The sequence below is a fragment of the Streptantibioticus ferralitis genome (genome assembly GCF_029223525.1).
GTDB lineage: Bacteria > Actinomycetota > Actinomycetes > Streptomycetales > Streptomycetaceae > Streptantibioticus_A > Streptantibioticus_A ferralitis.
This window is the reverse complement of the sequence record NZ_JARHTQ010000012.1, coordinates 153,119-178,229: the sequence shown is the minus strand read 5'-3', so window position 1 is coordinate 178,229 and position 25,111 is coordinate 153,119. Positions and strand designations below refer to the sequence as shown.

Annotated in this window: 19 protein-coding genes, 1 pseudogene and 1 riboswitch; of the genes and pseudogenes, 12 read left to right on the top strand and 8 right to left on the bottom strand. The window is 71.7% G+C overall.

The genetic code is table 11. The features are described 5' to 3' along the window. Nucleotides 1-136 precede the first annotated feature (136 nt). On the top strand, nucleotides 137-1,402 hold the full coding sequence (locus P2L57_RS20125) for an ATP-binding protein (protein ID WP_275816435.1): 1,266 nt from the start codon (nucleotides 137-139) through the stop codon (nucleotides 1,400-1,402). Further along, nucleotides 1,399-2,082 carry a LuxR C-terminal-related transcriptional regulator gene (locus tag P2L57_RS20120; protein ID WP_275816433.1) on the top strand — a complete coding sequence of 228 codons (684 nt, stop codon included), beginning with the start codon at nucleotides 1,399-1,401 and terminating at the stop codon, nucleotides 2,080-2,082. Before P2L57_RS20125 ends, P2L57_RS20120 begins: the two co-directional genes overlap by 4 nt. Here the strand turns inward: P2L57_RS20120 and P2L57_RS20115 are convergent. Then, nucleotides 2,079-3,677 (bottom strand): FAD-dependent monooxygenase, encoded by a 1,599-nt coding sequence (locus tag P2L57_RS20115; RefSeq protein ID WP_275816431.1) that lies wholly within the window; start codon nucleotides 3,675-3,677, stop codon nucleotides 2,079-2,081. The genes P2L57_RS20120 and P2L57_RS20115 overlap by 4 nt on opposite strands. A gap of 117 nt (nucleotides 3,678-3,794) precedes the next feature. Next, the gene (locus tag P2L57_RS20110; protein ID WP_275816428.1) at nucleotides 3,795-4,193 is read right to left on the bottom strand and encodes an ATP-binding protein; all 399 of its coding nucleotides are present in this window, start codon (nucleotides 4,191-4,193) and stop codon (nucleotides 3,795-3,797) included. Nucleotides 4,194-4,317: 124 nt separating this feature from the next. Here P2L57_RS20110 and P2L57_RS20105 point away from each other — a divergent pair, with 124 nt between their 5' ends. Beyond that, entirely contained in the window at nucleotides 4,318-5,106 is a 789-nt protein-coding gene (locus P2L57_RS20105) for a helix-turn-helix domain-containing protein (RefSeq protein WP_275816543.1), read from the top strand. Then, complete coding sequence (locus tag P2L57_RS20100) at nucleotides 5,103-5,354, top strand: DUF397 domain-containing protein (protein WP_275816426.1); 252 nt, start codon at nucleotides 5,103-5,105, stop codon at nucleotides 5,352-5,354. The genes P2L57_RS20105 and P2L57_RS20100 overlap by 4 nt, the downstream gene beginning before the upstream one ends. A gap of 59 nt (nucleotides 5,355-5,413) precedes the next feature. On the opposite strand, the gene P2L57_RS20095 is transcribed toward P2L57_RS20100, so the two are convergent. Then, on the bottom strand, nucleotides 5,414-6,439 hold the full coding sequence (locus P2L57_RS20095; RefSeq protein WP_275816424.1) for a C40 family peptidase: 1,026 nt from the start codon (nucleotides 6,437-6,439) through the stop codon (nucleotides 5,414-5,416). A gap of 316 nt (nucleotides 6,440-6,755) precedes the next feature. Between P2L57_RS20095 and P2L57_RS20090 the strand changes: the two genes are divergently transcribed. After that, the gene (locus P2L57_RS20090; RefSeq protein ID WP_275816422.1) at nucleotides 6,756-7,109 is read left to right on the top strand and encodes a hypothetical protein; all 354 of its coding nucleotides are present in this window, start codon (nucleotides 6,756-6,758) and stop codon (nucleotides 7,107-7,109) included. 350 nt (nucleotides 7,110-7,459) lie between these two features. Here P2L57_RS20090 and P2L57_RS20085 read toward each other — a convergent pair whose 3' ends face one another. Next, entirely contained in the window at nucleotides 7,460-8,623 is a 1,164-nt protein-coding gene (locus P2L57_RS20085; RefSeq protein ID WP_275816420.1) for a C40 family peptidase, read from the bottom strand. A gap of 8 nt (nucleotides 8,624-8,631) precedes the next feature. Then, nucleotides 8,632-8,785, bottom strand: a riboswitch (cyclic di-AMP (ydaO/yuaA leader). 200 nt (nucleotides 8,786-8,985) lie between these two features. Between P2L57_RS20085 and pcrA the strand changes: the two genes are divergently transcribed. Continuing rightward, nucleotides 8,986-11,424, top strand: coding sequence for a DNA helicase PcrA (pcrA, locus tag P2L57_RS20080; protein ID WP_275816418.1), 2,439 nt, complete (start codon nucleotides 8,986-8,988; stop codon nucleotides 11,422-11,424). 73 nt (nucleotides 11,425-11,497) lie between these two features. On the opposite strand, the pseudogene P2L57_RS41135 reads toward pcrA, so the two are convergent. Together P2L57_RS41135 and P2L57_RS20070 are read right to left on the bottom strand one after the other, a co-directional pair. Then, nucleotides 11,498-12,253 (bottom strand): annotated as a pseudogene (locus P2L57_RS41135) (M23 family metallopeptidase); the annotation flags it as partial. 537 nt (nucleotides 12,254-12,790) lie between these two features. Continuing rightward, complete coding sequence (locus tag P2L57_RS20070) at nucleotides 12,791-13,630, bottom strand: esterase/lipase family protein (RefSeq protein WP_275816416.1); 840 nt, start codon at nucleotides 13,628-13,630, stop codon at nucleotides 12,791-12,793. A 414-nt stretch (nucleotides 13,631-14,044) separates the two neighbouring features. Between P2L57_RS20070 and icmB the strand changes: the two genes are divergently transcribed. Next, nucleotides 14,045-14,452: a coenzyme B12-dependent isobutyryl CoA mutase small subunit gene (gene icmB / locus P2L57_RS20065; RefSeq protein ID WP_275816414.1), complete on the top strand. Its 408-nt coding sequence runs from the start codon at nucleotides 14,045-14,047 to the stop codon at nucleotides 14,450-14,452. A gap of 160 nt (nucleotides 14,453-14,612) precedes the next feature. On the opposite strand, the gene P2L57_RS20060 is transcribed toward icmB, so the two are convergent. Next, nucleotides 14,613-16,217, bottom strand: a complete 1,605-nt coding sequence (locus P2L57_RS20060; RefSeq protein WP_275816412.1) for a DUF5691 domain-containing protein — start codon at nucleotides 16,215-16,217, stop codon at nucleotides 14,613-14,615. 31 nt (nucleotides 16,218-16,248) lie between these two features. Next, nucleotides 16,249-17,649 (bottom strand): SWIM zinc finger family protein, encoded by a 1,401-nt coding sequence (locus P2L57_RS20055; RefSeq protein WP_275816410.1) that lies wholly within the window; start codon nucleotides 17,647-17,649, stop codon nucleotides 16,249-16,251. 134 nt (nucleotides 17,650-17,783) lie between these two features. On the opposite strand from P2L57_RS20055, the gene P2L57_RS20050 reads away from it, so the two are divergent. The 5 genes from P2L57_RS20050 to P2L57_RS20030 all read left to right on the top strand — a co-directional run bounded on the left by P2L57_RS20050 (nucleotide 17,784) and on the right by P2L57_RS20030 (nucleotide 24,804). Next, nucleotides 17,784-18,869: an ATP-binding protein gene (locus P2L57_RS20050; protein ID WP_275816408.1), complete on the top strand. Its 1,086-nt coding sequence runs from the start codon at nucleotides 17,784-17,786 to the stop codon at nucleotides 18,867-18,869. After that, entirely contained in the window at nucleotides 18,866-21,214 is a 2,349-nt protein-coding gene (locus P2L57_RS20045; protein ID WP_275816406.1) for a DUF5682 family protein, read from the top strand. Before P2L57_RS20050 ends, P2L57_RS20045 begins: the two co-directional genes overlap by 4 nt. Beyond that, nucleotides 21,211-22,386 (top strand): VWA domain-containing protein, encoded by a 1,176-nt coding sequence (locus tag P2L57_RS20040; protein WP_275816404.1) that lies wholly within the window; start codon nucleotides 21,211-21,213, stop codon nucleotides 22,384-22,386. Before P2L57_RS20045 ends, P2L57_RS20040 begins: the two co-directional genes overlap by 4 nt. A gap of 99 nt (nucleotides 22,387-22,485) precedes the next feature. Further along, nucleotides 22,486-23,301 carry a hypothetical protein gene (locus P2L57_RS20035; protein WP_275816402.1) on the top strand — a complete coding sequence of 272 codons (816 nt, stop codon included), beginning with the start codon at nucleotides 22,486-22,488 and terminating at the stop codon, nucleotides 23,299-23,301. A gap of 291 nt (nucleotides 23,302-23,592) precedes the next feature. Beyond that, nucleotides 23,593-24,804 carry a hypothetical protein gene (locus P2L57_RS20030; protein ID WP_275816400.1) on the top strand — a complete coding sequence of 404 codons (1,212 nt, stop codon included), beginning with the start codon at nucleotides 23,593-23,595 and terminating at the stop codon, nucleotides 24,802-24,804. Nucleotides 24,805-25,111 lie beyond the last annotated feature (307 nt).

Sequence of the window (25,111 nt, the reverse complement as noted above, 5' to 3'; positions counted from 1 at the left end):
GGGCTGCGCGGGACTGCCGGAATCCGTGACGCCCCTGGTCCGACCCTGATTCCTGACTCAGGGATGCCCAGGTCAGGGAAGACCTCGGGGGCAACCCTGATGCCGGGGGCGGCCCGGACATGTGACCATCGGATGCATGCCAGCCATGTCCGCGCCCGCCGGGTCCGCCCGCGCCGACTTCGACGACGAGCCGCCGCCCAGGCTGTACCGCAGCTCGGAGGGCCGCATGATCGGCGGTGTGGCGCGAGGGCTCGCCGGACACCTCGGACTGCCGACGCCCTGGGTGCGCATCGCCTTCGCGGTGCTGTCGACCATCGGCGGCCTCGGCATTCCGCTCTACGCCGCGTTCTGGTTCGTGGTGCCACTCGGTGTCGGCGGTGTCGACCAGGCGGCGCGGTCGACGGGCCCCCGCGGCTGGCTGACCGGCCGCAGGCCCGACCGCGGCCAGATCATCGCGATGGTCGCGATGATCGCGGGCTTCGCGGTACTGGTGAAGAACCTCAATCTCGGCGCCGCCAACCACTACATCTGGCCGGTGCTGCTGATCGCCGCGGGCGTGGCGCTGGTCTGGCGGCAGGCGGACAACGCCCGCCGGGCCCGCTGGGTCGAGATGAGCCGCGGCAAGCGGTTCCTTCCGGTGGCCCGCGGAGCGGCCGGAGTGATCCTGGTCGCCGCCGGAGTCACCGGCTTCCTTGTGCTGCGCAGCTCCGCGCGCGACCTCGGCGCCGTGCTGCAGGCCTCGCTGGCCGTGCTGGTCGGCATCGCCCTGCTCGCCGGTCCTTACGTGGTGCGGATGACCCAGGACCTGTCCACCGAGCGCATGATGCGCATCCGCGCCCAGGAGCGCGCCGAGGTCGCCGCGCACGTCCACGACTCCGTGCTGCACACCCTGACTCTCATCCAGCGGCACGCCGACGACTCCCGCGAGGTGGCCCGGCTGGCCCGCGCGCAGGAACGCGAGCTGCGCGCCTGGCTGTACCGGCCGGAGGGCACCGGCAAGGAGGACGAACCGACCACCCTCGCCGACGCCGTGCGCGCGACGGCCGCCGAGGTCGAGGACTACCACGGCGTTCCGGTGGAGGTGGTCTGCGTCGGCGACTGCCCGCTGGACGGCAACCTCGGCGCGTTGATGCAGGCCGCGCGTGAGGCAATGGTCAACGCCGCCAAGTACGGTGGCGACGAAGCGGTCCAGGTGTACGCGGAGGTCGAGGACACCCGGGTCTTCGTGTCCGTACGGGACCGCGGCCCCGGCTTCGACATCGACCAGGTGCCGGACGACCGGATGGGCGTCCGGGAATCGATCATCGGCCGGATGAAGCGCAACGGCGGCGAGGCACGGCTGCATGCCGCACCGGGCGGCGGCACCGAAGTGGAACTGGAAATGGAGAGGTCGGCGGCATGAGCGAAGAGACGTCTGCGGCACGTCAGGTACGGGTGGTGCTCGTCGACGACCACAGGATGTTCCGCACCGGCGTACAGGCCGAGATCGGCGACACCGAGCGCACCGGCGTCGACGTGGTCGGCGAGGCCGCCGACGTCGACCAGGCGGTGACGGTGGTGACCGCCACCCGCCCGGACGTCGTCCTGCTGGACGTCCACCTGCCGGGCGGCGGCGGGGTGGAGGTGCTGCGCCGCTGCGCACCGCTGATGGGCGATGTGGAGCAGCCGGTGCGCTTCCTCGCGCTGTCCGTGTCCGACGCGGCCGAGGACGTCATCGGCGTCATCCGCGGCGGCGCCCGCGGCTACGTGACGAAGACCATCACCGGTCCCGATCTGGTCAACTCCATCTTCCGGGTCGCGGACGGCGACGCGGTCTTCTCGCCACGGCTGGCCGGTTTCGTGCTGGACGCCTTCGCCTCCTCGGACGCCCCGCCGGTCGACGAGGACCTGGACCGGCTCACCCAACGCGAGCGCGAGGTGCTGCGGCTGATCGCCCGCGGCTACGCGTACAAGGAGATCGCCAAGCAGCTGTTCATCTCCGTCAAGACGGTCGAGTCCCATGTCTCGGCGGTACTGCGGAAGTTGCAGTTGTCCAACCGCCATGAACTCACCCGCTGGGCGACGGCCCGCAGGTTGGTCTAGGCCGCCGGGACGCGGTCGCGGCCCAGCGCCCGCCGGGTGGCGTCGGCCAGGGCCGCGGTGGCGTTCGCGGCACGGGTGGCACGCCAAACGACCACATGGTCCGGGCGGACCAGCAGGGCGCCACGGTCGCCGATGCCGCAGACGTCGGCGGGCCGTGCCGTTCCGGAACCGGCCTGACGGGGCAGCAGCGCCACGTCGAGGAAGGCACCTCGCGGATCCAACGCGCGCGCGGCTCGTGCCCAGGGGTGCCCTTCGGACCCGGCGAGCAGCAGGTAGCGGCCGTCGCGGACCAGGTCGAGCGTCGAGACGCCGTCCTCCGCGCCGCCCAGCGGCAGGTGCGGCAGCCGGGTGCCGGGCTCGCCGCGCCAGCGGCCCGGCTCATCGGCCTCCGGCAGACCGGGTTCGTCCCCGGTCATGCGGTAGCGGTAGCCGATCGCCACCGCCGCCTCGCTGAGCAGCGGACGGTCCTCGCTCGGCCCCCCGGCACGGTCACGCACGCGCAGCAGCGCCTGATCCACCGTCAACCCGCCCACCGCTCGGCGCTCGGGCTCGTAGTCGTCCAGCAGCCGCGGATCGGCGTCACCGCGCAGTACGGAGACCAGCTTGGCGGTGAGGTTCCAGGCGTCCTGAATCCCGGTGTTGGCGCCGAATCCACCGGTCGGCGGGGTGACGTGCACCGCGTCTCCGAGCAGGAAGACCCGGCCCGCACGGTAGGAGTCGGCCACCCAGCCGCCCATGTGCCACGGCCGGCTCCCGGTGACCGTGAAACGCGACGCGGGCAGTCCGAGCACGCGCGAGACGATCTCACGGCAGCGCTCGGCGTCGAACGCGGTCGCTGGATCGGTGGCCGCGGGGTCGTACGTCACCGACACCGCCCCATGGTCGTGTGCCGTGCCCCAGGAGATGAACGCGCGCTCGGGCAGGTCGGTCCAGGCCAGGGCGAGCCGACGGCCGTCGAGGGCCTGGCGCAGATCGGCCGCGAAGCCGATCTCCATGATGTGCGAGACGACCTCGCTGCCGCTGCGGCCGATCCCCAACGCCTCCCGTATGGCGCTGCCGTTGCCGTCCGCGGCCAGCAGGTAGTCGGCCTGCACGGTGTACGCGTCGCCGTCGGCGTCGAGCACTCGGGCGACGACGTGGTCTTCGTGCTGACGCAGTTCGACAAGGCGGTGGCCGAAACGCAGGTCGGCGCCGGCGGCGCGGGCGTGCGCGCGGACGACCTCCTCCAGGTCGGCCTGCTTGACGAAGGCGCTGGGACACGGCGAGACGTCGCTGAAGTCCGCCGCGGCCGGCAGGCGCCAGCGCCGCAGTTCCGGCCCGGCGAGCGATGTGACCACCGCGGCGTGATCGGCCGGTAAGAGGCCGTGCTGGACGGCGTAGACATCCTGGTCGGCCCCGACGGAGCGGTACGCCTCCATGGTGCGCGGGTAGAACAGCTTGGCACGCAGTCTGGTCGACACCGCTCGGTGCTTCTCGACGAGGACGGGGGTGATGCCGCGGGCCGCGAGGAACAACGCGGCCGAGGCCCCCACGATGCTGCCGCCCACGATCAGGACGGTGCTGCGCTTCGCTGGTATCTGCGGTTCGACGTTCATGGCCGCATCGTGTTCCGCCGCCCGGGGGCGGATCCATCCAGGCGCCGTACTCTGAACAGATCCGACATTATCCCGGGTACCGCGACGGAATCCGACTCCCAGGGAGCGGGCGCCGCTTTACCCGTACTTCACCGACAGCTCGAACCACACCGTTTTGCCGATCCCGTACGGGCGGGGCCGTACGTCCCAGGACGTGGCCAACTCGGCGACCAGCGCCATACCCCGGCCGGACTCGTCCTCCGCCGACGCGCTGGTGAGCTTCGGCCACTCGCTGCTGGCGTCCGAGACCTCGACGCGGAGCGCGCCCTCGTGCAGCGCGCAGCGGGCACCGATCTGCCGCCCCGGCGAGACGTGCGCGTGGCGGCAGGCGTTCGTCATCAGCTCGCTCAGAAGTAGGACGGCGGTCTCCGCGGTCTCATCCGGAATCCGCCACGAACTGACCTGCTCCCGCAGCCATGTTCGGGCCCTCCCCACGCTGCGCGGATGGCGCGGAAAGCGCCGTTCAATGTCGTTCACGGGTCATACCGTGCTGCGCGGGGAATAGCGTTTGGAGTGACGGTACGGGTACGGAGCGCTGCTGTACCCGTCACGTGACAGGGGAGGCGGGACGGTGACGAACGGGACGGCGGCTCAGCCGCCGATGGCCTGGCGCTACTGCGGCAACCAGGTCAAGCTGTGGCGCATTCGCGCGGGCGTGAGCCGCGAGAGCCTCGGCGAGACGGCGGGCTACGAGTACGAGAGCGTCAAGTCCATGGAACAGGGTCGTCGGAGGCCCAGCCTCCGACTCCTGGAGGTCGCCGACGAGATGTGCGGGGCACAGGGGCTTCTGCTCGCGGCACGGGAGTATTTGAAGCCGGAGCGGTTTCCTGCGCGGACGCTGGCCTTCATGCAACTGGAGAGCGAAGCGATCGCCTTTTACTCGTTCGAACCCTTGTTGATCCCGGGCCTGTTGCAGACAGAGGAGTACGCCCGGGAGCTGATGAGTGACAGTTGCCCGCCGCTGGATGACGAGACCCTCGCGGAACGTGTGGCAGCCCGGATGCAGCGCCAGGAGAAGCTGCGAGACAAGCCCAAGATGGCATTCGGATTCGTGATTTACGAGGCCGCGCTCCGCACGTTGGTGGGCGGTCCGGAGGTAATGAGGCGGCAGTTGAACCGGCTGCTGGAAGTCGGCGAGTTGCGCAACGTCTCCATCCAGGTGCTGCCTGTCGGCCGAGGCGCCTACGCCGGGCTCAGCGGTTCGCTGGTGCTGCTGGAGACCGTCGAACACGACCGCTACGCGTTGGTGGAAGGACAGGAGACGAGCATGCTGCACGCTGACCCGGAGCGGATCAGTGCACTAGCTCAGCGGCATGGCATGATCCGCATGCAGGCGCTCAGCGCTGAGGAGTCGGCGCGGTTCATCGAGAAGGCGGCGGAGGAGCTATGAGCACCGAGCTGGCATGGTTCAAGTCCAGCTACAGCGACGACCAAGGCGCGAACTGCGTCGAAGTCGCCATCTCCTGGCACAAGTCCAGCTACAGCGATTCGGAGGGTGGCAACTGCGTCGAGGTCGCCGCCTGCCTCCAAGACACCGTCCATGTCCGGGACTCGAAGGACAAGACCGGACCCCAACTGTCCTTCACGGCCGCCGCCTGGGCGGAGTTCATATCCTTCGCGGCAGCGCAACCCACCTGACCCCAGGCGTCGGAGTGCGCCCCGCACCCCGCAGAGAGCCGCCCGGCAATTCGTTGTACTCAGGCGGGGCGCGTCGCCCCGGCGAACGGCATCTCGGCGACCGGGGAGATGCGGACGGGTGCGCCCGGGTGCGGGGCGTGGATCATCTGCCCGTCACCGATGTAGAGGCCGACATGGCTGACGCTTGAGTAGAAGAACACGAGGTCGCCAGGCTGGAGTTGACTCGCCGGAACGCGGGCGCCGGAGTTGATCTGGCTGTAGGTGGTCCGGGGGAGGGAGACTCCGGCGGCGGACCAGGCGGCCTGGGTGAGGCCTGAGCAGTCGTAGGAGTTGGGCCCGGTCGCGCCCCACACGTACGGCTTGCCGAGTTGCGCGTGGGCGAAGGAGACCGCTTGGGCGGCCCGGGAGTTGGGGGCCTGGACCTGCGGGTGGGCGGTGCCGGGGGCTGGTGCGGGGGCGTGCGGCGCGGTGTCCTGGCTCCCGGTGAGTTGGCCGAGGAGATCGCGGGCATGGTCGAGCTCGGATGTCACCGCCTCCTTGGCGGTGGCGAGTTCACGCTCGCTGGCCTCAAGTAGCGTGAGCCTGCGGCCCGCTTGGTCGCGGAGTGCCTGCGCCTGCCGTTCCTGGGTGGTGAGGCCGCCGAGGGTAGCCGCCTGGTTGGTGCCCACCTGCTGCAGCATGCTGGCCCGTTCGAGGTACTGGTCGGGCCGGGAGGAGAGCATCAGCCGCATGGCGGGGTCGGGCTCGCCGGAGCGGTACTGGGCGGCGGCGACCGAGCCGAGACGGTCCCGCGACTTGTTGATCTCCTGGGTGCGGCGGGCCAGTTGGTCCTGCAACGACGTGAGCTGGGTGCGCGCGGAGTCGGCCAGCGCCTTGACGGCGTCGTACTTCTGGGTGGCCTGCTCGGCCTGCTGGTAGAGCGCGTCCACTTGCGACTTGACCTGGTCCGGGGCGGGTTTCGGGTCCGCGTGGCCGGTGTCGGTGAAGGCGGTGGCCGATGCCGCTCCCGCGATCACGAACGTCGCGGCGGTGCGGGCGGTGGCTCCGGTGAGGGCGCGCTGCTTGGGTTTTCGGTGCGAGGCCACGGGGCAAACTTCTCCGTCTCCGCGAGGGCGCACTCGTTGAGAGGGCGCACTTGTCCCCTCGTCTCCCAGGGCATGTCCCGGCGGTTCACGAACGAGTGGCCGAGGGAGCGCTTCGGTTCTGCTGAGGGACGCTAGACCGGGTGGTTACGGAGATGCGGCGCATGGATCGGGACTGGCGTCAAACGATCATGCGTTGATCGAAGGCGATCACCGCCTTTATGCGTGCGACATGCTTCGCGGGCGGCGGCGATCGATGCGGTGATTGGGGCGCCCCCGGGTGAGTGCGGGTGCTATGGCCGAGATTAGGCTCACGGCCATGGACGTGCTGATTCATCTCTTCGTCGGCCTGCACATCATCGGCATCGCCGCGCTGCTCGGCGGCTTCCTGACCCAGATGAAGGCGATGGGCCGTGGCGAGGCGCGGATGGTCCCCGCGATGCTGCACGGTGCGCTGACCATGCTCGTCACCGGCATCGTGCTGGTGGGCCTCAACGAGGCCCAGCACCACCACGTGAACACCATCAAGATCGGCATCAAGCTGGCGCTGCTGGTGGTGATCCTCGGCTTGGTCTACGTCAAGCGCGACGAGGAGAAGGTGGAAAAGAGCCTCGTCACCACGGTCGGCGCCCTGACCACGGCCAACATCTTCATCGCCGTCCTGTGGACGTAACCCCACAGGGGAGGCGAGGACGCGAGCCCTTCCGAGGGACGTAGCCCCCGGAAGAGGGATCAGGGGGCCCAGCCCCAGGGGCGCCGGGCCCCCGAACCCGCAGCATTGCTGCGGCGCGAACCCCGCAATGGGGGCCAGGAGGCGCAGCCCCCGAACGGGGGCCAGGGGGCGGAGCCCCCAGAAGCGGCGGGGCCCTCGAACCAGCCCGTCAGGCTGCAGGACGTGAAGCCCCCGAGAAGTGGCCGGGGCGCAGCCCCCCCGAACAGGTGCCGGGGGGCGCAGCCCCCGAAACGGGGGGGCGCAGCCCCCAGAGGGGTCCGGGGGCGGGGCCCCGGACAAACCCCCCCTCACTATGCGGGGCGCGTAGCCCCGTAAATGGGCATTTCGGTAACGGGCTGAATGTCGATGACGGCTCCCGTGTGCGGAGCCTGGATCATCTGGCCGTTGCCGATGTACATCGCGACATGGCTGATGTCGCTGTAGTAGAAGACCAGATCGCCGGGCTGAAGATCGGAGATCGAGACGCGCTGCCCGGCGTTGACCTGGTCCCAGGTGGTCCGGGGGAGGGAGACCCCGGCGGCGGACCAGGCGGCCTGGGTGAGGCCGGAGCAGTCGTAGGAGTTGGGCCCGGTCGCCCCCCACACGTACGGCTTGCCGAGCTGCGCCTTGGCGAACGCGATCGCCTGCGCCGCCTTGGCCGCGTACGACCCGCCGCTGGACGACCCCGAACCGCTCGATGAACCCGAGCCGCTGGACGACCCCGAGCCCTGCGCCTGTTGTTGCTGCTGTTGCTTCTGCCGCTGGGCGGCGGCGAGCCGCTCCGCCTCCTGGCGCGCCTGCTCTTCCTTCTGCTTCTGCAGCGCCGCCAGCCGCGCCTTCTGCTGGGCGTTGAGGCTGTTGAGCAGGTTCTGAGCCTGGGTGAGCTTCTTCTGGACGGTTTCCTTGTCGGCCGCCAACTGCTGCTGCGAGTCGGTGAGCGACTGCAGGGTCTTCGCCGCCGTTCCGCGCTGCTTGGCGGCCTGCGCCTGCTGGGTCTCGTAATCCGCCAGTACCTGCTGCTCCTTGCCGGAAGCGCGGTTCATCAGGTGCGACTGGTCGAAGTACTGCTGCGGGTCGGTGGCCAGGAAGAACTGCGCGGTCTTGCCGAGTCCGCCGGTGCGGTACTGGGCCGCGGCGTACTGCCCGAGGGTGCGCCGGGTCTCGTTGAGCTTGCTGGCCCCGCTCGCGAGTTGGGCGAGCAGCGCGTCCGCCTTCTTGCGCTGCGCTTCCGTGTTCTGCTGCGCCTGGTCGTACTTCATGGTGGCGACCTCGGCGTCGTGGTTGAGCTGGTCCACCTGCCGCTGCACGTCGGCGATCGACGGCTGTGCGGCGGGCTGCGCGGGGGCGGCCGAGGCCGTTTCGCTCAGCAGGGTGACGGTGGCGAGCGCGGCCGAGGTCAGACCTATGGCCGAACGCGTGCCCGGTGTCGCCAGGGCAAGGGTCAGCGGTTTGCGGGGCTTGCGATGCGACGCCAACGCGGGGCGCTCCTTCCGTGGACCGCTTACCGGGTTAGCTGTCGGGTTCGGGCGGTCGGAAGGTTGCCCTACGGCATGTGCACGTACGCACGCGCCGATTCACCCCAGTTGGTGCGGGTGGGTCCCCGGTTCCGGCCAGGCCGGACTCAGCGGAGGCGTACGTTTCGGCACGGTCGCCGAGCTGGGGGACGGACGCCTGGTCGAGCACGCTAGCGAACGTGTGTGGCTGGTGTGAAGCCCGTGGCGAGTTTTGTCCGCAACCATTCCGTGATCCTGTGGGCGACCTCACTTCCGGCGCGCCGCGGGTGCGTTCGGCGGACCCGGCCCGGGCTGTCAGTGCGGCGGCCTAGACTCGGTGGACGATGAGCAGCCTCTTCGATGACAGTTTCCTGGCCGACATGGGCTCCACGGAGCCGAGCGAGGAACACCCTCCGCCGCCGGACGAGCACGGACCGGAAGACCTGCCGGACGATCTGTTCGGCGGCCGGTTCGACGCGCCGCCGCACGCCCTCGGCACGCTGCGCGACACGCACTACCGGGATGGTGCCGCGCGGCCCGTCGTCGACCCCGCGGCTCTGCTGGAGGGGCTGAACGAGCAGCAGCGCGCCGCCGTCGTCCACTCCGGCTCCCCCTTGCTCATCGTCGCCGGTGCGGGCTCGGGCAAGACCCGAGTACTGACCCACCGCATCGCGCACCTGCTCGCGGCGCGCAATGTCCACCCCGGCCAGATCCTCGCGATCACGTTCACCAACAAGGCCGCGGGCGAGATGAAGGAGCGGGTGGAGCAGCTGGTGGGACCGCGGTCCGCCGCGATGTGGGTCTCCACCTTCCACAGCGCGTGTGTGCGCATCCTGCGCCGCGAGTCCAAGAAGCTCGGCTTCACCTCCAGCTTCTCGATCTACGACGCCGCCGACTCCAAGCGCCTGATGGCGCTGGTGTGCCGCGATCTCGACCTGGACCCCAAGCAGTTCCCGCCGAAGTCGTTCAGCGCCAAGGTCTCGAACCTGAAGAACGAGCTGATCGACGAGGAGGGGTTCGCCGCCCAGGCGGAGAACCCCTTCGAGAAGAAGCTGGCCGAGGCCTACGCGCTCTACCAGGCGCGGCTGCGCGAGGCCAACGCGCTGGACTTCGACGACATCATCATGACCACCGTCCACCTGCTCCAGGCGTTCCCTGACGTCTCCGAGCACTACCGGCGGCGCTTCCGGCACGTGCTGGTGGACGAGTACCAGGACACCAACCACGCGCAGTACACGCTGGTGCGCGAGCTGGTCGGCACCGGCGAGGACACCGCCGAGCTGTGCGTCGTGGGTGACGCGGACCAGTCGATCTACGCGTTCCGGGGTGCGACGATCCGCAACATCCTCCAGTTCGAGGAGGACTACCCGACGGCGACCACGATCCTGCTGGAGCAGAACTACCGCTCCACGCAGACCATCCTGACCGCCGCCAACGCCGTCATCGAGCGCAACACCAGCCGTCGCCCGAAGAACCTGTGGACCGAGGCGGGCGCCGGACCGGTGATCACCGGCTATGTCGCCGACACCGAGCACGACGAGGCGCAGTTCGTCGCCGAGGAGATAGACCGCCTCAGCGACGCGGGCGATGCCAAACCCTCCGATGTGGCGGTTTTCTACCGGACCAACGCCCAATCCCGTGTCTTCGAAGAGATCTTCATCCGGGTCGGCCTGCCGTACAAGGTCGTCGGCGGTGTGCGCTTCTACGAGCGCAAGGAGGTCCGGGACGTACTGGCGTACCTGCGGGTCCTGGCCAATCCGGAGGACAGCGTTCCGCTGCGCCGGATCCTCAACGTGCCCAAGCGCGGCATCGGCGAGCGCGCGGAGGCGATGATCGACGCGCTGGCGCTGCGCGAGAAGATCACGTTCCCGCAGGCGCTGCGCCGGGTCGACGACGCGTACGGCATGGCGGCCCGCTCCGCCAACGCCGTCCGGCGGTTCAACGAGCTGATGGAGGAGCTGCGGACGATCGTGGAGTCCGGTGCCGGACCCGCGACCGTACTGGAGGCCGTGCTGGAGCAGACCGGCTATCTCGCCGAGTTGCAGGCCTCGTCCGATCCGCAGGACGAGACCCGGATCGAGAACCTCCAGGAACTCGCCGCGGTGGCCCTGGAGTTCGAGCAGGAGCAGCCGGAGGGTGTGCTCTCGGACTTCCTCGAGCAGGTCGCGCTGGTCGCCGACTCGGACCAGATCCCGGACGAGGAGGACAACGGCGGCGTGATCACGCTGATGACGCTGCACACCGCCAAGGGGCTGGAATTCCCGGTGGTGTTCCTGACCGGCATGGAGGACGGCGTCTTCCCGCACATGCGCGCGCTCGGCCAGACCAAGGAGCTGGAGGAGGAGCGGCGGCTGGCGTACGTCGGCATCACCCGTGCCCGCGAGCGGCTGTATGTGACGCGGTCCGCGATGCGCAGCGCCTGGGGCCAGCCGTCGTACAACCCGCCGTCGCGGTTCCTGGAGGAGATCCCGGACAAGCTCATCGAGTGGAAGCGGACGGGTGGTTCGGCGCCGTCGGTGTCCGCCGCCTCCGCGGCCCTGGGCGCCGGCCGCGGTGGTGGGCTGGGGGCCAAGGCAGGTCCCTCCGGCTTCGCCACCCGGCGGGCGAAGGAACGGCAGGTCGTCGCGCTGACGGTCGGTGACCGGGTCACGCATGACTCGTTCGGGCTCGGCACGGTGGTCGCCGTCAAGGGCAGCGGGGACAACGCCGAGGCCACGGTCGACTTCGGCGAGGAGAAGCCGAAGCGGCTGCTGCTGCGGTACGCGCCGGTCGAGAAGCTCTAGGCATACCTCGGGACTTCGCTCCCGGACCCCCACTGGGGCCCCGCCTGGGCTGCGCCTGCGCCCTTGGGGCCGTTCAGCGGGGGTCCAGACCGTGCTCGGTGAGCCAGGGCAGCGGGTCGATGGGCTCGCCGCCCTGCGGCCGTACCTCGAAGTGCAGGTGCGGCCCGGTGGTGTTGCCGGTGTTGCCCGAGTACGCGATGACGGTGCCCGCCTGTACGGCTCCCGCCCGTACCTTGGTGCTGCTCAGATGGCAGTACCAGGTCTCGGTGCCGTCGGGTGCGGTGACTATGGCCATGTTGCCGTAGGACGGGTTCCACAGGGTGCGGACCGTGCCGTCGGTGGCCGCCATGACCGGGGTGCCCTCGCTCACCGGGAAGTCGATACCCGTGTGCACCGACATCCAGTTGATGCCCGCCTGGCCGAAGTAGGCGCTCAACCCCCGCTGGGAGACCGGCAGTACGAATTTCGGCCGCATCGCCTCCTTGCGGGCGACCTGGGCCTGCTTGCGCTTGGCCTCCTCGGCCTGCCGCTTCTTGAGGTCGAGGCGTTGCTGGGCGCGGCCGGCCCGGTCCGCGAAGTCATCGGCGTTGCGGCTGACATCGGACAGCTGCTGGTCGAGCTTGGTGGGCCGGGCCTGCGTCGGGGTGGGCCCCGCCTGGGTGGTCGCGCCGTCATGGTGCCCGGCGGCGACACTGCTCACGGCAGCGGCGGTCACACCCATGACGGCCATCGACGGCACGCCGACGGTGAGCATCGTGGACCGCCTGGAGCGCCGGACGGTCCGCCGCCGACGGCCGGACCGGGTGGACTGCCGTACGACGGCGTCCGGTTGGGGGCCCGAGGTGACGTCCTCGCCCCGGTCCTCGATCGCCTCGTCGACCCCTGCCACGAGGCATTCCGCGGCTTCGCAGGCGGCTTCCGGGGCATCTGACGCCACCGGCACGGTCGCGTAGACGCCGGTGTCCTGGGCGCCGAGGACATACGTTCCGGTCTCATAGGTTCCGGTGTCGTATGTGTGGAAAACGGGGTAGCCGCCGGTGTCGTACCCGGCGTGCATGTCGTACCCGGCGGGCATGTCGTAGGCACCGTAGGCCTGCTGGGCGTTGTGGGACTGGGTTTCGTACGCGTCGTATGCGATGCCCGGGGCATATGCGACAGTTGTGCTGTCGAAGTTCACATGGGTGCCGGTTTCGTACGCCCCGGTGGAATACCCGTCGTAGCCGTACGTGCCGTACTCGTCCACCGCCAACTTCGCTTTCGCCTCAGCATCGGAAGAATTAGCGGCGACTGTATCCCGCCCTGCCGGATGACGACAATCTCCGCGCGGATTCGGGCATGCGCACGAAGAACATTCGCCCGCCGGGCGTCATGCGGCGTCCACCGCGCCGCCCAACTCCTCCTCGTCGGTGAGCGTCTGCCGAATCGCTACCGCCACGGCGCCGTTGACCGGGAACGTCAGATGGCCGATGCCGGGTACCCCGACATTGCGGACGGCCAAATCCGGATGGTCGAGCCGGGCGGTTTCGGCTGGCACCATGAATTCGTCGAGGTCGCTCCAGAAGGCGACGAAGTGCGTGGTGCAGCCGATTGCCGGTTTCCCGAGTTCGCGCAGGAGTTCGGAATTCGGTCGCATTTGCCGGATGAGCGGGTGCGGATTGGCAAACCGTATGGCGCGGGTTCCGGAGTGCGGCGTACCGAGGGTGATGAGCGTGCGCACCCGTGCGTCGCCACCCAGCCGCTGCACGTAGTAGCGGGCGATCAGGCCGCCCAGGCTGTGCCCGACGATGTCGACCCGCTGGTGACCGCTTTGCTCGCAGGCCCGCTCCACGTGCTGGCCCAGTAACGCCGCCGCGTCCCGCACGTCGCAGGTCAGCAGTGAGTAGTTGAGCGACTGCACGCACCGCCAACCGTTCCGCCGCAGGTTCCGGGCCAGCAGTGCGAAGACCGACCGGTTGTCCACGAAGCCGTGCAGCAGCAGCACCGGTGGGGACCCGCAGGGCGCCGCGGATATCCGGCGCTCCGCGAGCGCGCCACCGGCACCGCCCCTGGCGGCGGCGTCCGGCCCGGCGCCGAGCTCCTGGAAGACGCCGGTGGGGTAGAGGAGAAGGTGCCCGGCCAGGACCGCGAGCTCCACACCGGTGGCCCGGATCAGCGTCATCGAGCGCAGCAGCCTGCGCCAGCCGCTGGTGAAGGACAGATCAACCATGGCCCTACCTCCCCGTTTCGGCGCAGGGAAGACAGGCCTGGCCCCCCGCGGCCCTTGCGGGTCGCCGGATGACGCCTGTGGTCCGCCCGCGTGGACGGTGTCGGCGGGCAAAGCCGTACCGCCGCGCCGTGCGGCTGACGGCGCGGGGGTACGGCGACCTGGCTGCGGCTACCCAGGTATGCGAGCGGCCCGCCTGCCACCACCCGGTCGCTACGGGTGGCGCGCTACGGACGAGGCGCTACGGACGACGAGGGCGCAGATGCGGGCCGATCGCGGTGCGAACGTGTCCCACGTGTGATTTCCCCCTCCCTCCGCACCGCGAAACTGCGGTGTGCGCAATGCTGTAGATAACGTTCGTTCACGCTGGGGCCGAATGGCGCTCGATGGCAGCGATGGCATGGCATGGAGGCAGTGATGGGTGTGTCCGGTCCGATCCGCGTGGTGGTGGCCAAGCCGGGTCTCGACGGCCACGACCGCGGGGCCAAGGTCATCGCGCGGGCGCTGCGCGACGCGGGCATGGAGGTCATCTACACCGGTCTGCACCAGACCCCGGAGCAGATCGTGGACACCGCGATCCAGGAGGACGCCGACGCGATCGGCCTGTCCATCCTCTCGGGCGCGCACATGACACTCTTCGCCAAGGTGATCGAGCTGCTCGGCGAGCGGGACGCGAGCGACATCAAGGTCTTCGGGGGCGGGATCATCCCCGAGGCGGATATCGCTCCGCTCAAGGAGCTGGGGGTCTCGGCGATCTTCACGCCTGGTACGCCCACGGGTGACGTCGTCAGCTGGGTGCGGGGGAACGTGCGGGTAGCAGCGTAGGCGCTCGCGCTGGGCGGTTCCGGGTAGGGGCTGCTCCGCTGTCTTCGTCCGCTGCCGGTGCGCTTGCGTTGGCGTTTTGGGGTGATTGCCCTCCCTCCAGCCCGTTTGCCGTGGTCCGCATCTTGTCGTTGCGCACGGGCGCCTGCGGGGCGGGGGTGGGCTATTGCTGTAGTTCGGTCCGCATCGTTGCTCTCAGGCGGAGGGTGGTGATGAGGCGTTGGAATGCCTCGGACCAGTAGCTTCCGGCGCCGGGGGACGCGTCACCTGGGTCTTCCTGGGTGGTGGTGAGAGGTTCCAGGCGGTCTGCGAGGGCCGGGTCCAGGCAGCGTTCGGCCAGGCCCATCACGCCGCTGAAGCTCCAGGGGTAGCTGCCCGCCTCGCGGGCGATGTCGAGCGCGTCCACCACCGCTCGGCCGAGCGGCTCGGCCCACGGCACGGCGCAGGCGCCGAGCAACTGGAACGCCTCGGACAGGCCGTGCCCGGCGATGAACTCGGCCACCCAGACGGCCCGTTCGCCCTCGGGCAGTACGGAGAGCAGTTTCGCCGGGTCCCCGGCGGTCGTGACCGCCCCGGCCGGTACCGGCGGCGGCCCCAGCAGGGCGCGTGCCCATTCGGCGTCCCGCTGCCGCACCGCCGCGCGGCACCACGCTGCGTGCAGGTCCGGCTGCCAGTCGTCGGCCACGGGTAGCGCCACTATCTGCCCCGGGGTACGGCCGCCGAACTGGGCAGGCCAGACCCCGAGCGGTGAGCTGTCCGCCAACTGGCCCAGCCACCAGGCCCGTTCACCGCGACCCGGTGGCGGGCTGGCGGCGACCCCGTCCCGTTCCATCGCCGGGTCGCAGGCGTACGGTGCCTCGACTGCTATGCGTGGACCGACCCCCGTGCGGTCCAACGAGACGCAGGACAAGGCCCGTTCCGCCATGCGGTGGGCGAGTGCCGAGCCGGGCAGCGCGGAGAGCAGTTCGGCGGCGGTGGCACGCACGTTGCGGCTGCGGTCGGTCAGCGACCGTTCGAGGAACGGTTCGTCGTCCCGGCCCAGGCCGGTGCGCAGCGCGTCCAGGAACAGCAGCCGGTCCTCGGCCCGCTCCTGTGCCCAACTGCTGCCGAGCAGTGCGAGCCCGGCCGCCGGATCGCGCTCCCGCACACTGGTGAGCAGCGCGACGCGCTCGGCGAACAGGCCCTCCTCCCACAGCCGCCGGGCCGCCTCCGGATCGGCGGCGGCATCTCCCGCCGCGCCGCGGTTGCCCGAGCGGAGGGCGAACTTCCAGTCCGGGTTCAACTCGGCGAGCCACAAAGCCCGCGGCCCGGCCAGGGTGAGCGCGTCCGGCCGTAGGTCGGTGCGCGCTCTGGCGGCGTCGAGGAGGTCCGGAAGAGCCGCGTCCGGGGCGCGGTAGCCGTGCTGCCCGGCCGCCGCCAGCCACTGCGGCAGCAACTCCCCTAGGCTGGGCGTCGATCCGCGTCGCCCGCCGGCCGAAGCGCCGTTGCCCGTACGGTCGTTGAGCAGTGCCCGCAGCCTGGCCTGGGCGGCCGGTGGTGGCAGTGGGCGGGGGTCGTCGGGTGCCGGGGCGGGGCGCGGCGCGCTGCGGGCCGGTAGCAGTCCGGCGCGGCGGCGCACGGTGGCGACCGCGGCCGCGTCCAGCAGCGCGAACGCCGCGTCATCGTGTTCATGGCCGACTCCGACCGGCGGTCTGCGCCTGGTGGTACCCAGCAGCGCGGCGGAGACCAGTTCCTCCCAGGCCGGTGCCGTGTGTTCGGTGATGGTCACGGTTCCCCTCCCGTTCGTTCCTCTCCTCCTGTCACAGCGCCACTGCCTCTCCCGCCCGGCCGTCGCCTGCCGGCCAGGTGGTCAGCGGGGTGAAGCCGCGGTGGCCCACGGTGCCGAAGACGGTGACCGGGTGGCCGCCGGAGACCGCGGCGAGACGCCACAGGCCAGGCCGCCCCAGCCGCCGCGGATCCACCGGCAGCGCCGAATCCGTGTCGACGTCGGCCAGTTGCCAGCCGCCCGGATCCGGTATCGGCACCACCCCGGACAGCACCACCGGCCACTCGTCCAGCCAGGGGTCGGCGCGCAGCGCCTCCCCGTACCCGGACAGCGCCTCCCCGACCGGCACGCCGGGCGGTAGGTGTCCGGGGGTCGGCGAGCCGTGCTGTGGGCCCAGTGCGGCCCGCAGCGGCACCGCGCCGGGGTGGTAGGCCAGCTCCGCGTCGAGGGACCGGCCGACCGGCAGTGACACCTCGGGGGCCCGGCCCGCCGCACCGAACGAGAGCAGCAGGGCCGGGCGACCGCTGCGCGCACCGCGCAGCCAGATGCGGCGGGTGGTCATCGTCCCCTCGGTGCTGTCCTGCTGGGCGAGGACGAGCCAGCTGTCCCGCAGGGTCGGACCGGCCAGCAACTCCGCGGCGGCGGTGGTGTAGCCGACCCGGGAGCGGACCGTGTCGGACAGGGCGCCGGGCAGTGCGTCGGGCCCGGCGTCGAGGGCGAGGCAGCCGCGGGCGAGGAGGTGCAGCATCCCGTACTCCTCCAGCAGCCGGGAGGGCCAGTCGCCCCCGGATCCCGGTATCCCGCCCAACTCCCTGACCCGCGCGGCGAGTCCGGGCGCCTGGGCGTCGATCATGCGGGCGGCCACTGTGTCCCAGACGCGTTGGTCCTCCCGGCCCGCGGCGAGCCCGGTGCGCAACTGGTCGGTCAGCCGCTGCTCCAGCTCGGCCGCGCCCGCCGCCACCCGCTGGGCGCGCCGCTCGGCGCGTCTGCGGGCGGCCTGCGGATCGGCCGCACCCGCACCGCCACCGGCCGGGGACTTCTCGCGCGCGGCCGTGCGCTTGGCCTGCCACTGGGCGACCCAGTCCGGCGGCTCCGCCGGGCCGATGCCCGTCCCCGAGTCCGCGTCCGTCGCCGCATCGCCCCGAGCCCAGAGCAGCAGCAGCCCCACGGCGTGCTTGCACGGGAATTTGCGGCTCGGGCAGGTGCAGTTGAACGCGGGACCCGTGAGGTCGACGGCCGTGCGGTACGGCCTGCTGCCGCTGCCCGCGCACAGCCCCCACACCACCGCTCCGCCGCCGTCCTCCGACGCGCCCGCCGTGCCCGTGCCGGACCACGGGCCGGGCACGGCGAGCCGGGTACCGGCCTTTTGTGACGCGGCGTCAGGAGCAAGCGCGAGGACCTGCTCCGCCGACCACCGCTGCTCGGTGTCCTCCATGCCCACGACGGTACGAGCGACCACTGACAATTCGCCCTGACCTGGGGTTTCCCATGTGTCGTGAGGGATTGTCAGTGGCCTGGTGCAGTGTGGGATCCGCAAGCTTCTTGCACGGACTCATCGTTGGGGGAGCCATGACCGAACAGGCCCTGCGGCCACACGCCGAGGACGCCTTCGCCGAGGAGCTGGCGGCGCTGGCGGCCGCCGACGACCGCCCGCGCCCTGCCCGTTGGAACCTCTCGCCGTGGGCCGTGGCGACGTACCTGCTGGGCGGCACGCTGCCGGACGGCACGGTGATCAGCCCGAAGTACGTCGGCCCGCGGCGGATCGTCGAGGTCGCCGTCTCCACCCTCGCCACCGACCGCGCCCTGCTGCTGCTCGGCGTGCCGGGCACCGCCAAGACCTGGGTGTCCGAGCACCTGGCGGCGGCCGTCAGCGGTGACTCCACGCTGCTGGTCCAGGGCACGGCGGGCACGCCGGAGGAGGCGATCCGCTACGGCTGGAACTACTCCCAGCTGCTCGCGCACGGCCCCAGCCGCGATGCGCTGGTGCCCGGTCCGGTCATGCGCGCCATGTCCGGTGGCCGCGTCGCCCGGGTCGAGGAACTGACCCGCATCCCGGCCGACGTCCAGGACACCCTCATCACCATCCTGTCCGAGAAGACCCTGCCGATACCGGAGTTGGGCGAGGAGGTCATGGCCGTACGCGGCTTCAACCTCATCGCCACCGCCAACGACCGCGACCGGGGGGTCAACGACCTGTCCAGCGCGCTGCGCCGCCGCTTCAACACGGTCGTGCTGCCGCTGCCCGCCACCGTCGAGGACGAGGTCGACATCGTCGCGCGGCGCGTGGACCAGATCGGCAGCGGCATCGACCTGCCGTCGGTGCCCGAGGGCACCGACGAGATCCGCCGCGTCGTCACCGTCTTCCGCGAACTGCGCGACGGCATCACGGCCGATGGCCGTACCAAGGTGAAGTCCCCGTCCGGCACGCTCTCCACCGCGGAGGCGATCTCCGTGGTCACCGGTGGCCTGGCGCTGTCCGCCCACTTCGGCGACGGTGTGCTGCGCCCCAGCGACGTCGCCGCCGGAATCCTGGGCGCGGTGGTACGCGACCCCGCCGCGGACCGCGTCATCTGGCAGGAGTACCTGGAGTCCGTGGTGCGCGAACGCGACGGCTGGAAGGACTTCTACCGCGCCTGCCGGGAGGTGACCGTATGAGCACCGCGCTGCGCGCGGACCGCACGGCTTCGGCGGAGCCTGGGCCCGTGCGGGGCTCGGGCTCCTGCCCGGAGCGGCTTCAGCTGCTCGGGGTGCGGCACCACGGGCCCGGGTCGGCGCGGGCGGTGCGGGGTGCGCTGGAGTGGTACGAGCCGCAGGTGGTGCTGGTCGAGGGACCGCCCGAGGCCGACGCGGTGGTGGGGATCGCGGCGCAGGAGGGGCTGCGGCCGCCGGTGGCGTTGCTGGCGCACGCGGTCGACGATCCGGCGCGGGCCGCGTTCTGGCCCTTCGCGGAGTTCTCGCCGGAGTGGGTGGCGATCCGCTGGGCCGTCTCGCGAGGCGTACCGGTGCGCTTCGTCGACCTGCCCGCCGCGCACAGCCTGGCCCTGCGCGACCAGGCTGCCGAGGAGGGCGACGCCCGGATCGATCCACTGGCCGCGCTTGCCGGGGCCGCCGGATACGACGATCCGGAGCGCTGGTGGGAGGACGCCGTCGAGCACCGCACGGACACCGGCGCGGGCGGCGGCGCGCTGGCCCCGTTCGCCGTGCTCGCCGAGGCCATGGGCGCGCTGCGCGAGGCGTACGCGGACGGCGGGCACCGCGACGACCCGGTACGGGAAGCGCACATGCGGCTGCGGATCCGCGAGGCCACCCGCGAGTACGACCGCACCGCCGTGGTCTGCGGCGCCTGGCACGTACCGGCGTTGGCCTGTGCCGCCACCGCGACCGCCGACCGCCAGGCGCTCAAGGGCCTGCCCAGGGTGAAGGCCGAGATCACCTGGGTTCCGTGGACGCACCGCAGGCTGAGCCGACGCAGCGGCTACGGCGCCGGAATCGACTCGCCCGGTTGGTACCGGCATCTGTTCACCGCCCCGGACCGCCCCCTGGTGCGCTGGATGACCACGGTCGCCGGACTGCTCAGGGACGAGGACCGCCCGGTCTCGTCGGCCCATGTCATCGAGGCGGTCCGGCTCGCCGAGACGCTGGCCGCGATGCGCGGCCGACCGCTGGCCGGGCTGGGCGAGACCATGGACGCGGTGCGGGCCGTGCTGTGCGACGGCTCCGATGTGCCGCTCGCGCTCATCCATGACCGCCTTGTGGTGGGCGACGAACTCGGCGAGGTCCCCGACACCGCCCCCGCCGTACCGCTCGCCCGGGACCTGGCCCGCCAGCAGCGTTCGCTGCGCCTCAAACCCGAGGCGGCCGAGCGGGAGTTGGACCTCGACCTGCGCAGGGACACCGACGCCGGACGCAGCCGACTGCTGCACCGGCTGGCCCTGCTCGGCGTCCACTGGGGCGAGCCGACGCGCTCCCGTACCGCCAACGCCGGTACGTTCCGGGAGAGTTGGCGACTGCGCTGGGAGCCGGAGCTGGCGGTACGGGTGGCCGAAGCAGGCGTGTGGGGCACGACGGTGGAGTCGGCCGCCACGGCGAAGGCCGAGGACACCGCCATGGGCGCCGCCCAGCTCGCCGAGGTCACCACGCTCGCCGAGCGCTGTCTGCTGGCGGCGTTGCCCGGCGCCCTGCCCACCGTGATGCGGGTACTGGCCGACAGAGCCGCCCTCGACGCCGACGTCGGCCATCTCGCGCAGGCGCTGCCCGCGCTGGTGCGGTCCGTGCGGTACGGCGACGTACGCGGTACCGACGCGGGTGCGCTGCGCGAGGTCGCCGAGGGCGTCGCGCTACGCGTCTGCGTCGGTCTGCCGCCCGCCTGCGCACACCTGGACGACGCGGGTGCCGTGGAGATGCGCGGCCATCTCGACGCGGTGCACACGGCGATCGGGCTGCTGGCGGCCGAACCGCCACGGGAGCGCTGGACCGCCGTACTGACCTCGCTCGCGACCCGGGACAGCGCGGTCCCGGGGGCGATACGCGGCCGCGCCGCCCGGCTGCTGCTGGACGACGGGCAGTTGGACGCGGCGCGGGCCGAGTGGCTGATGGGGCTCGCCCTGTCACCCGGCACCGCGCCCCGGGACGCCGCCGGATGGATCGACGGCTTCCTGTCCGGCGGCGGGATGCTGCTCATCCACGACGAGCGGCTGCTGGCGCTGGTCGACGGCTGGCTGTCGGCGGTGCCGGACGAGGCGTTCACCGACGTACTGCCGTTGGTGCGGCGCACGTTCGCCGAGTTCGAGCCCGGTGTGCGGCGCACGCTCGGGGAGTTGGTGCGGCGCGGGCCGCAGGCGGCCGGACGGCAGGCCGCCGCCGCGGGCGCGGCCGGCTTCGGCGAAGGACTGGACGCCGCCCGCGCCGACGCCGTACTGCCCACGCTCCGGCTGCTGTTGGGGCCGCACGGGCACGGCGATCAGGCGGCAGGGGGCCACACGGAGGGGAGCAGCGCATGACGACGGATGACGAACGGCTGCGCCGCTGGCGGCTGGTGCTGGGTGGCGAGGCCGACGGCAGCTGCCGGACGCCGGCCGGGCAGGACGCGAAGATGGACGCCGCCCTGGCCGCGCTCTACGGCGGCGGCATCGGCGGCCATTCCGGCTCCGGCCGGACGGCGGGGCTCGGCGGCTCGGCGCCGCGGGTGGCCCGCTGGCTGGGGGACATCCGCAGGTACTTCCCCACCTCGGTGGTGCAGGTGATGCAGCGCGACGCCATCGACCGGCTCGGCCTGTCCGCGCTGCTGCTGGAGCCCGAGATGCTGGAGGCCGTCGAGGCCGATGTGCATCTGGTCGGCACCCTGCTCTCGCTGCACCAGGCGATGCCGGAGACCACCAAGGAGACGGCGCGGACCGTGGTGCGCAAGGTGGTGGCGGACCTGGAGGCGCGCCTGGCGACCCGCACCCGGGCGACCCTGACCGGTGCCCTGGACCGGTCCGCCCGCGTGCAACGGCCGCGGCACCGCGACATCGACTGGAACCGCACGATCCGCGGCAACCTCAAGAACTACCTTCCCGAACACCGCACGGTCGTCCCCGAGCGGCTGGTCGGCTATGGGCGCGCCGCGCGGGGCGTGCGCAAGGACGTGGTGCTCTGCGTCGACCAGTCCGGGTCGATGGCGGCCTCCGTCGTCTACGCCTCCGTCTTCGGCGCCGTACTGGCCTCGATGCGGTCCATCGCCACCAAGCTCGTCGTGTTCGACACCTCCGTGGTCGATCTGACCGACCAACTCGACGACCCCGTCGACGTGTTGTTCGGCACCCAGCTCGGCGGCGGCACGGACATCAACCGGGCGCTCGCCTACTGCCAGTCGCTGATCACCCGGCCGAGCGAGACCGTCGTCGTGCTGATCAGCGACCTGTACGAGGGCGGCATACGCCACGAGATGCTCAAGCGGGTGGCGGCGATGAAGGCGTCGGGCGTGCAGTTCGTGGCGCTGCTCGCGCTGTCCGACGAGGGAGCGCCGTCGTACGACCGGGATCACGCGGCCGGGCTCGCCGCGCTCGGCGCACCCGCCTTCGCCTGCACCCCGGACCTGTTCCCGGAGGTGATGGCGGCCGCGATCGAGAAGCGACCGCTGCCCATGCCGGACGACGCACCGCCCATAACGGACATGATGCCGCATCAGTAGCAAGCGGGAGACACAGCTTGCGCACACCCCCGTACACCGTGCAAGGATCAGCGCGTCACCCGGAACGTGTGTCATTCCGTACGGGAAGGTTCCCCCGCTTTGCTGTCTGCTCCGCTTGCCCTGCCTGCTGCCGTTGTGCGTCCGCGCGCCACGGCTGCTCGGCGTGCGCTGCAGGTGGCACTGCTGCTCGGGGGATTCCTGGCGCTCGCCTTCATCCTGAGCGGGCAGGCGCACGCGGACTCACCTGAGGCTGTGTCCATGCCGTCCGCGCGGGCACCCCTGGGTGCCGCTGACGCGGCTCCGCGACCGACGCTGGTCGGGGATGCCGCGCAGAGCGCCGCACGGCAGTTCACGGCCGGTGCGCAGCAGTTCGAGGCTGGCGCGCAGCAGGCTGACCGGGGCGTCAAGGACACGGTGGCGGCGGCCACCAGGACCGTACGGCCGGTTGTCGGCCTGCTCGGTTCCGTCCAAGACGCGGCTGGACAGGCCACGTCGCCCATCGTCGGCGCCACCGGCGCTGGGCACGGCGGCCTCGGCAGCCCGGTCACGAGCGCGCCAACTCCGGTAGGACACCAGGCCGGCCGCCCGCACTCCAGCAGTGCGGCCACATCCGCCACGCGGGTCAGCGGACCCCGGGCGGACCGCTTCCCGGCGGCGGCACACGGCGCCGCACCGCAGCTCGCGCACCTCGCGCAGCAGCGGCAGGTACAGCAGGGCCCGGCCCAACTGCCGGTCCCGGCAGGCCACTGTGGCCAACCCTGCGAGGGTGACGGTCCCACCCACCACACGGGTGACGCGCACGCCGCGCTGTTCGCGGCCGGCGCGCAGTTCCACCTCAGCGCGGGCGTGATGCGTCCCGCGAACGGTTCGTCGCCGACGCGTCGGTCGACGAGCGTCTCCGTCCAGCCGGACTAGGCGGTCCCGGCACCACCCGGTGCGTTGGCACGGGTGGTCGCGCCCCTGTGACGGACCGCCGCCGGTCGATCTTCACCGGTCTCGGATCCCGTACGGGCGCCCCGCCCTTCGCTCCCAACGCATCGCGTGGTCGAGCCATCTCGTGAATCCCCTGGCGAGTCCGCTCGCCGAAGTCCGGCTTACCCGCGGGCCGTCCCGTCCTCTCGCGAGTGACGTCCCGTCAATTTCCTTCGCTCATCGCCGACTTGATCGGCAATGCGCAGATCCATGATCCGCAAGGAGCAGTTCCCCATGCGTACGAGCATCCGTCGTGCCGTCATCGTCGCCGCCGCCGCTTCCGGCATCTGGGCGCTGGGCAACGTCGCCGCCAACGCGGCCGTGCTGCCCGCCGTTCCCGGCACCGGCAACCCGGTAGGCGCCGTCACCGGCACCCTTGGCTCGGTGACCGGCCAGCTGCCCGCCACCGGTTCCCTGACCGGCACCGCCACCGGCGCCGTCAGCTCGGTGACCGGCCAGCTGCCCGCCACCGGCTCGGTGACCGGCACCGTCACCGGTACCGCGCAGTCCGTCGAGGGCCTCACCGGCTCCGGCCACACCGTGCACGCACTGCAGGCGCAGCAGGCCGCCAAGGGCAAGGGCAAGGGCCTCGGCCAGGTCAAGGGCCTGCCGGTCGGCATTCCGGCCGCCCCCACCGGCGCCGTCAGCACGCTGACGCACGCCGCGCACGGCGTGACCGGCAAGGGCCTGCCGACCGGTGCCGCCACCGGTGTGCTGAAGCACGCCGGTCGGCTCCCGTCGGTGCCGTCGCTGCCCGCGCTGCCGAACCCGGGCCAGGCCACCGACCTGTCGAACGGCGTCCTGGCCATGGGTTCCCGGCTGGACGCCCTGGCCAAGCTGGCCAAGGCCGCCAAGCTCCCGTCCGGCCTGCCCGCCGTGCCGAGCGTGCCGTCGGGCCTGCCGACCGGTTTGCCGACCGCGGGCCTGCCCGCCGTGCCCGCCGTGCCGTCCGTGCCCGCCGTCCCGGGCGCCGTCCAGGCCGCCACCACCGAGGTGACCCCCACCGTGGCGCAGGTGACCGCCGACGTGCTGCCGCCGCTGGCGCAGCGCGCGGTGACGCACGTGCTGCCGATCGCCCAGGGCGCCGTCACCGGTGTCGGCACGCTGGCGCAGACCGAGGCCACCGAGGTGCCGCCGTTCGCGAACGGTGTGGTCAACCAGGTGAAGCCGTTCGCGACCGGCGTGGCGGGTGACACCGTTCCGTTCGCCGGGCACGTGGTCGCGCGGGTGAACCCGCTGGCCCAGGGCGTCGCCGGTCAGGCGGCCCCGTTCGCGCAGAACACCGTCCGCAACGTCACCAGCCATGTCACCGTGATCGGCGCCGGCGCCGTCTACAACGTCAAGCTGGTCGTCGCCTCGCTTCCCGGGGGCGCCGCCGCCTCCGGTCTGACCGGCCCGGCCGCCATCCCCGGTCTGCCGGCCGTTCCGGCGCTGCCCGCCGTCTGACGCGGACGGCGACCCGCAGGCTGATCCCGGCGGCACGCTGACCGCCACCCGACTGGGCGGCCCCGGACGAGTAGCTCCCCTTACTCGTCCGGGGTCGCCCGGCCTGCGTTTTTACGCCCTTTAGCCCCCTGCGCCTTTCTTCTGTGGCTTGGTACAGCAGTTCGGACGCTGAGTCTGTGACCGTTCTCACCGCTGTGGTGTGGTCTGGAATTTAGACCGTTGCCACAGGCAGGGATAATCTGCGAGGCGGACATGCCGCGTACCTTGGTCGACGTGAGCGCCCTGAAAACAGATCGCGTAGTCACGC

What these genes read in the sequence shown, in the direction of transcription:
- pcrA (WP_275816418.1), top strand. Translation starts at nt 8,986, where the DNA reads ATGAGCAGCCTCTTCGATGACAGTTTCCTGGCCGACATGGGCTCCACG.
- P2L57_RS20040 (WP_275816404.1), top strand. Translation starts at nt 21,211, where the DNA reads ATGACGACGGATGACGAACGGCTGCGCCGCTGGCGGCTGGTGCTGGGT.
- P2L57_RS20070 (WP_275816416.1), bottom strand. Translation starts at nt 13,630, where the DNA reads ATGGTTGATCTGTCCTTCACCAGCGGCTGGCGCAGGCTGCTGCGCTCG.
- icmB (WP_275816414.1), top strand. Translation starts at nt 14,045, where the DNA reads ATGGGTGTGTCCGGTCCGATCCGCGTGGTGGTGGCCAAGCCGGGTCTC.
- P2L57_RS20050 (WP_275816408.1), top strand. Translation starts at nt 17,784, where the DNA reads ATGACCGAACAGGCCCTGCGGCCACACGCCGAGGACGCCTTCGCCGAG.
- P2L57_RS20055 (WP_275816410.1), bottom strand. Translation starts at nt 17,649, where the DNA reads ATGGAGGACACCGAGCAGCGGTGGTCGGCGGAGCAGGTCCTCGCGCTT.
- P2L57_RS20115 (WP_275816431.1), bottom strand. Translation starts at nt 3,677, where the DNA reads ATGAACGTCGAACCGCAGATACCAGCGAAGCGCAGCACCGTCCTGATC.
- P2L57_RS20105 (WP_275816543.1), top strand. Translation starts at nt 4,318, where the DNA reads ATGGCCTGGCGCTACTGCGGCAACCAGGTCAAGCTGTGGCGCATTCGC.
- P2L57_RS20125 (WP_275816435.1), top strand. Translation starts at nt 137, where the DNA reads ATGCCAGCCATGTCCGCGCCCGCCGGGTCCGCCCGCGCCGACTTCGAC.
- P2L57_RS20045 (WP_275816406.1), top strand. Translation starts at nt 18,866, where the DNA reads ATGAGCACCGCGCTGCGCGCGGACCGCACGGCTTCGGCGGAGCCTGGG.
- P2L57_RS20100 (WP_275816426.1), top strand. Translation starts at nt 5,103, where the DNA reads ATGAGCACCGAGCTGGCATGGTTCAAGTCCAGCTACAGCGACGACCAA.
- P2L57_RS20030 (WP_275816400.1), top strand. Translation starts at nt 23,593, where the DNA reads ATGCGTACGAGCATCCGTCGTGCCGTCATCGTCGCCGCCGCCGCTTCC.
- P2L57_RS20090 (WP_275816422.1), top strand. Translation starts at nt 6,756, where the DNA reads ATGGACGTGCTGATTCATCTCTTCGTCGGCCTGCACATCATCGGCATC.
- P2L57_RS20120 (WP_275816433.1), top strand. Translation starts at nt 1,399, where the DNA reads ATGAGCGAAGAGACGTCTGCGGCACGTCAGGTACGGGTGGTGCTCGTC.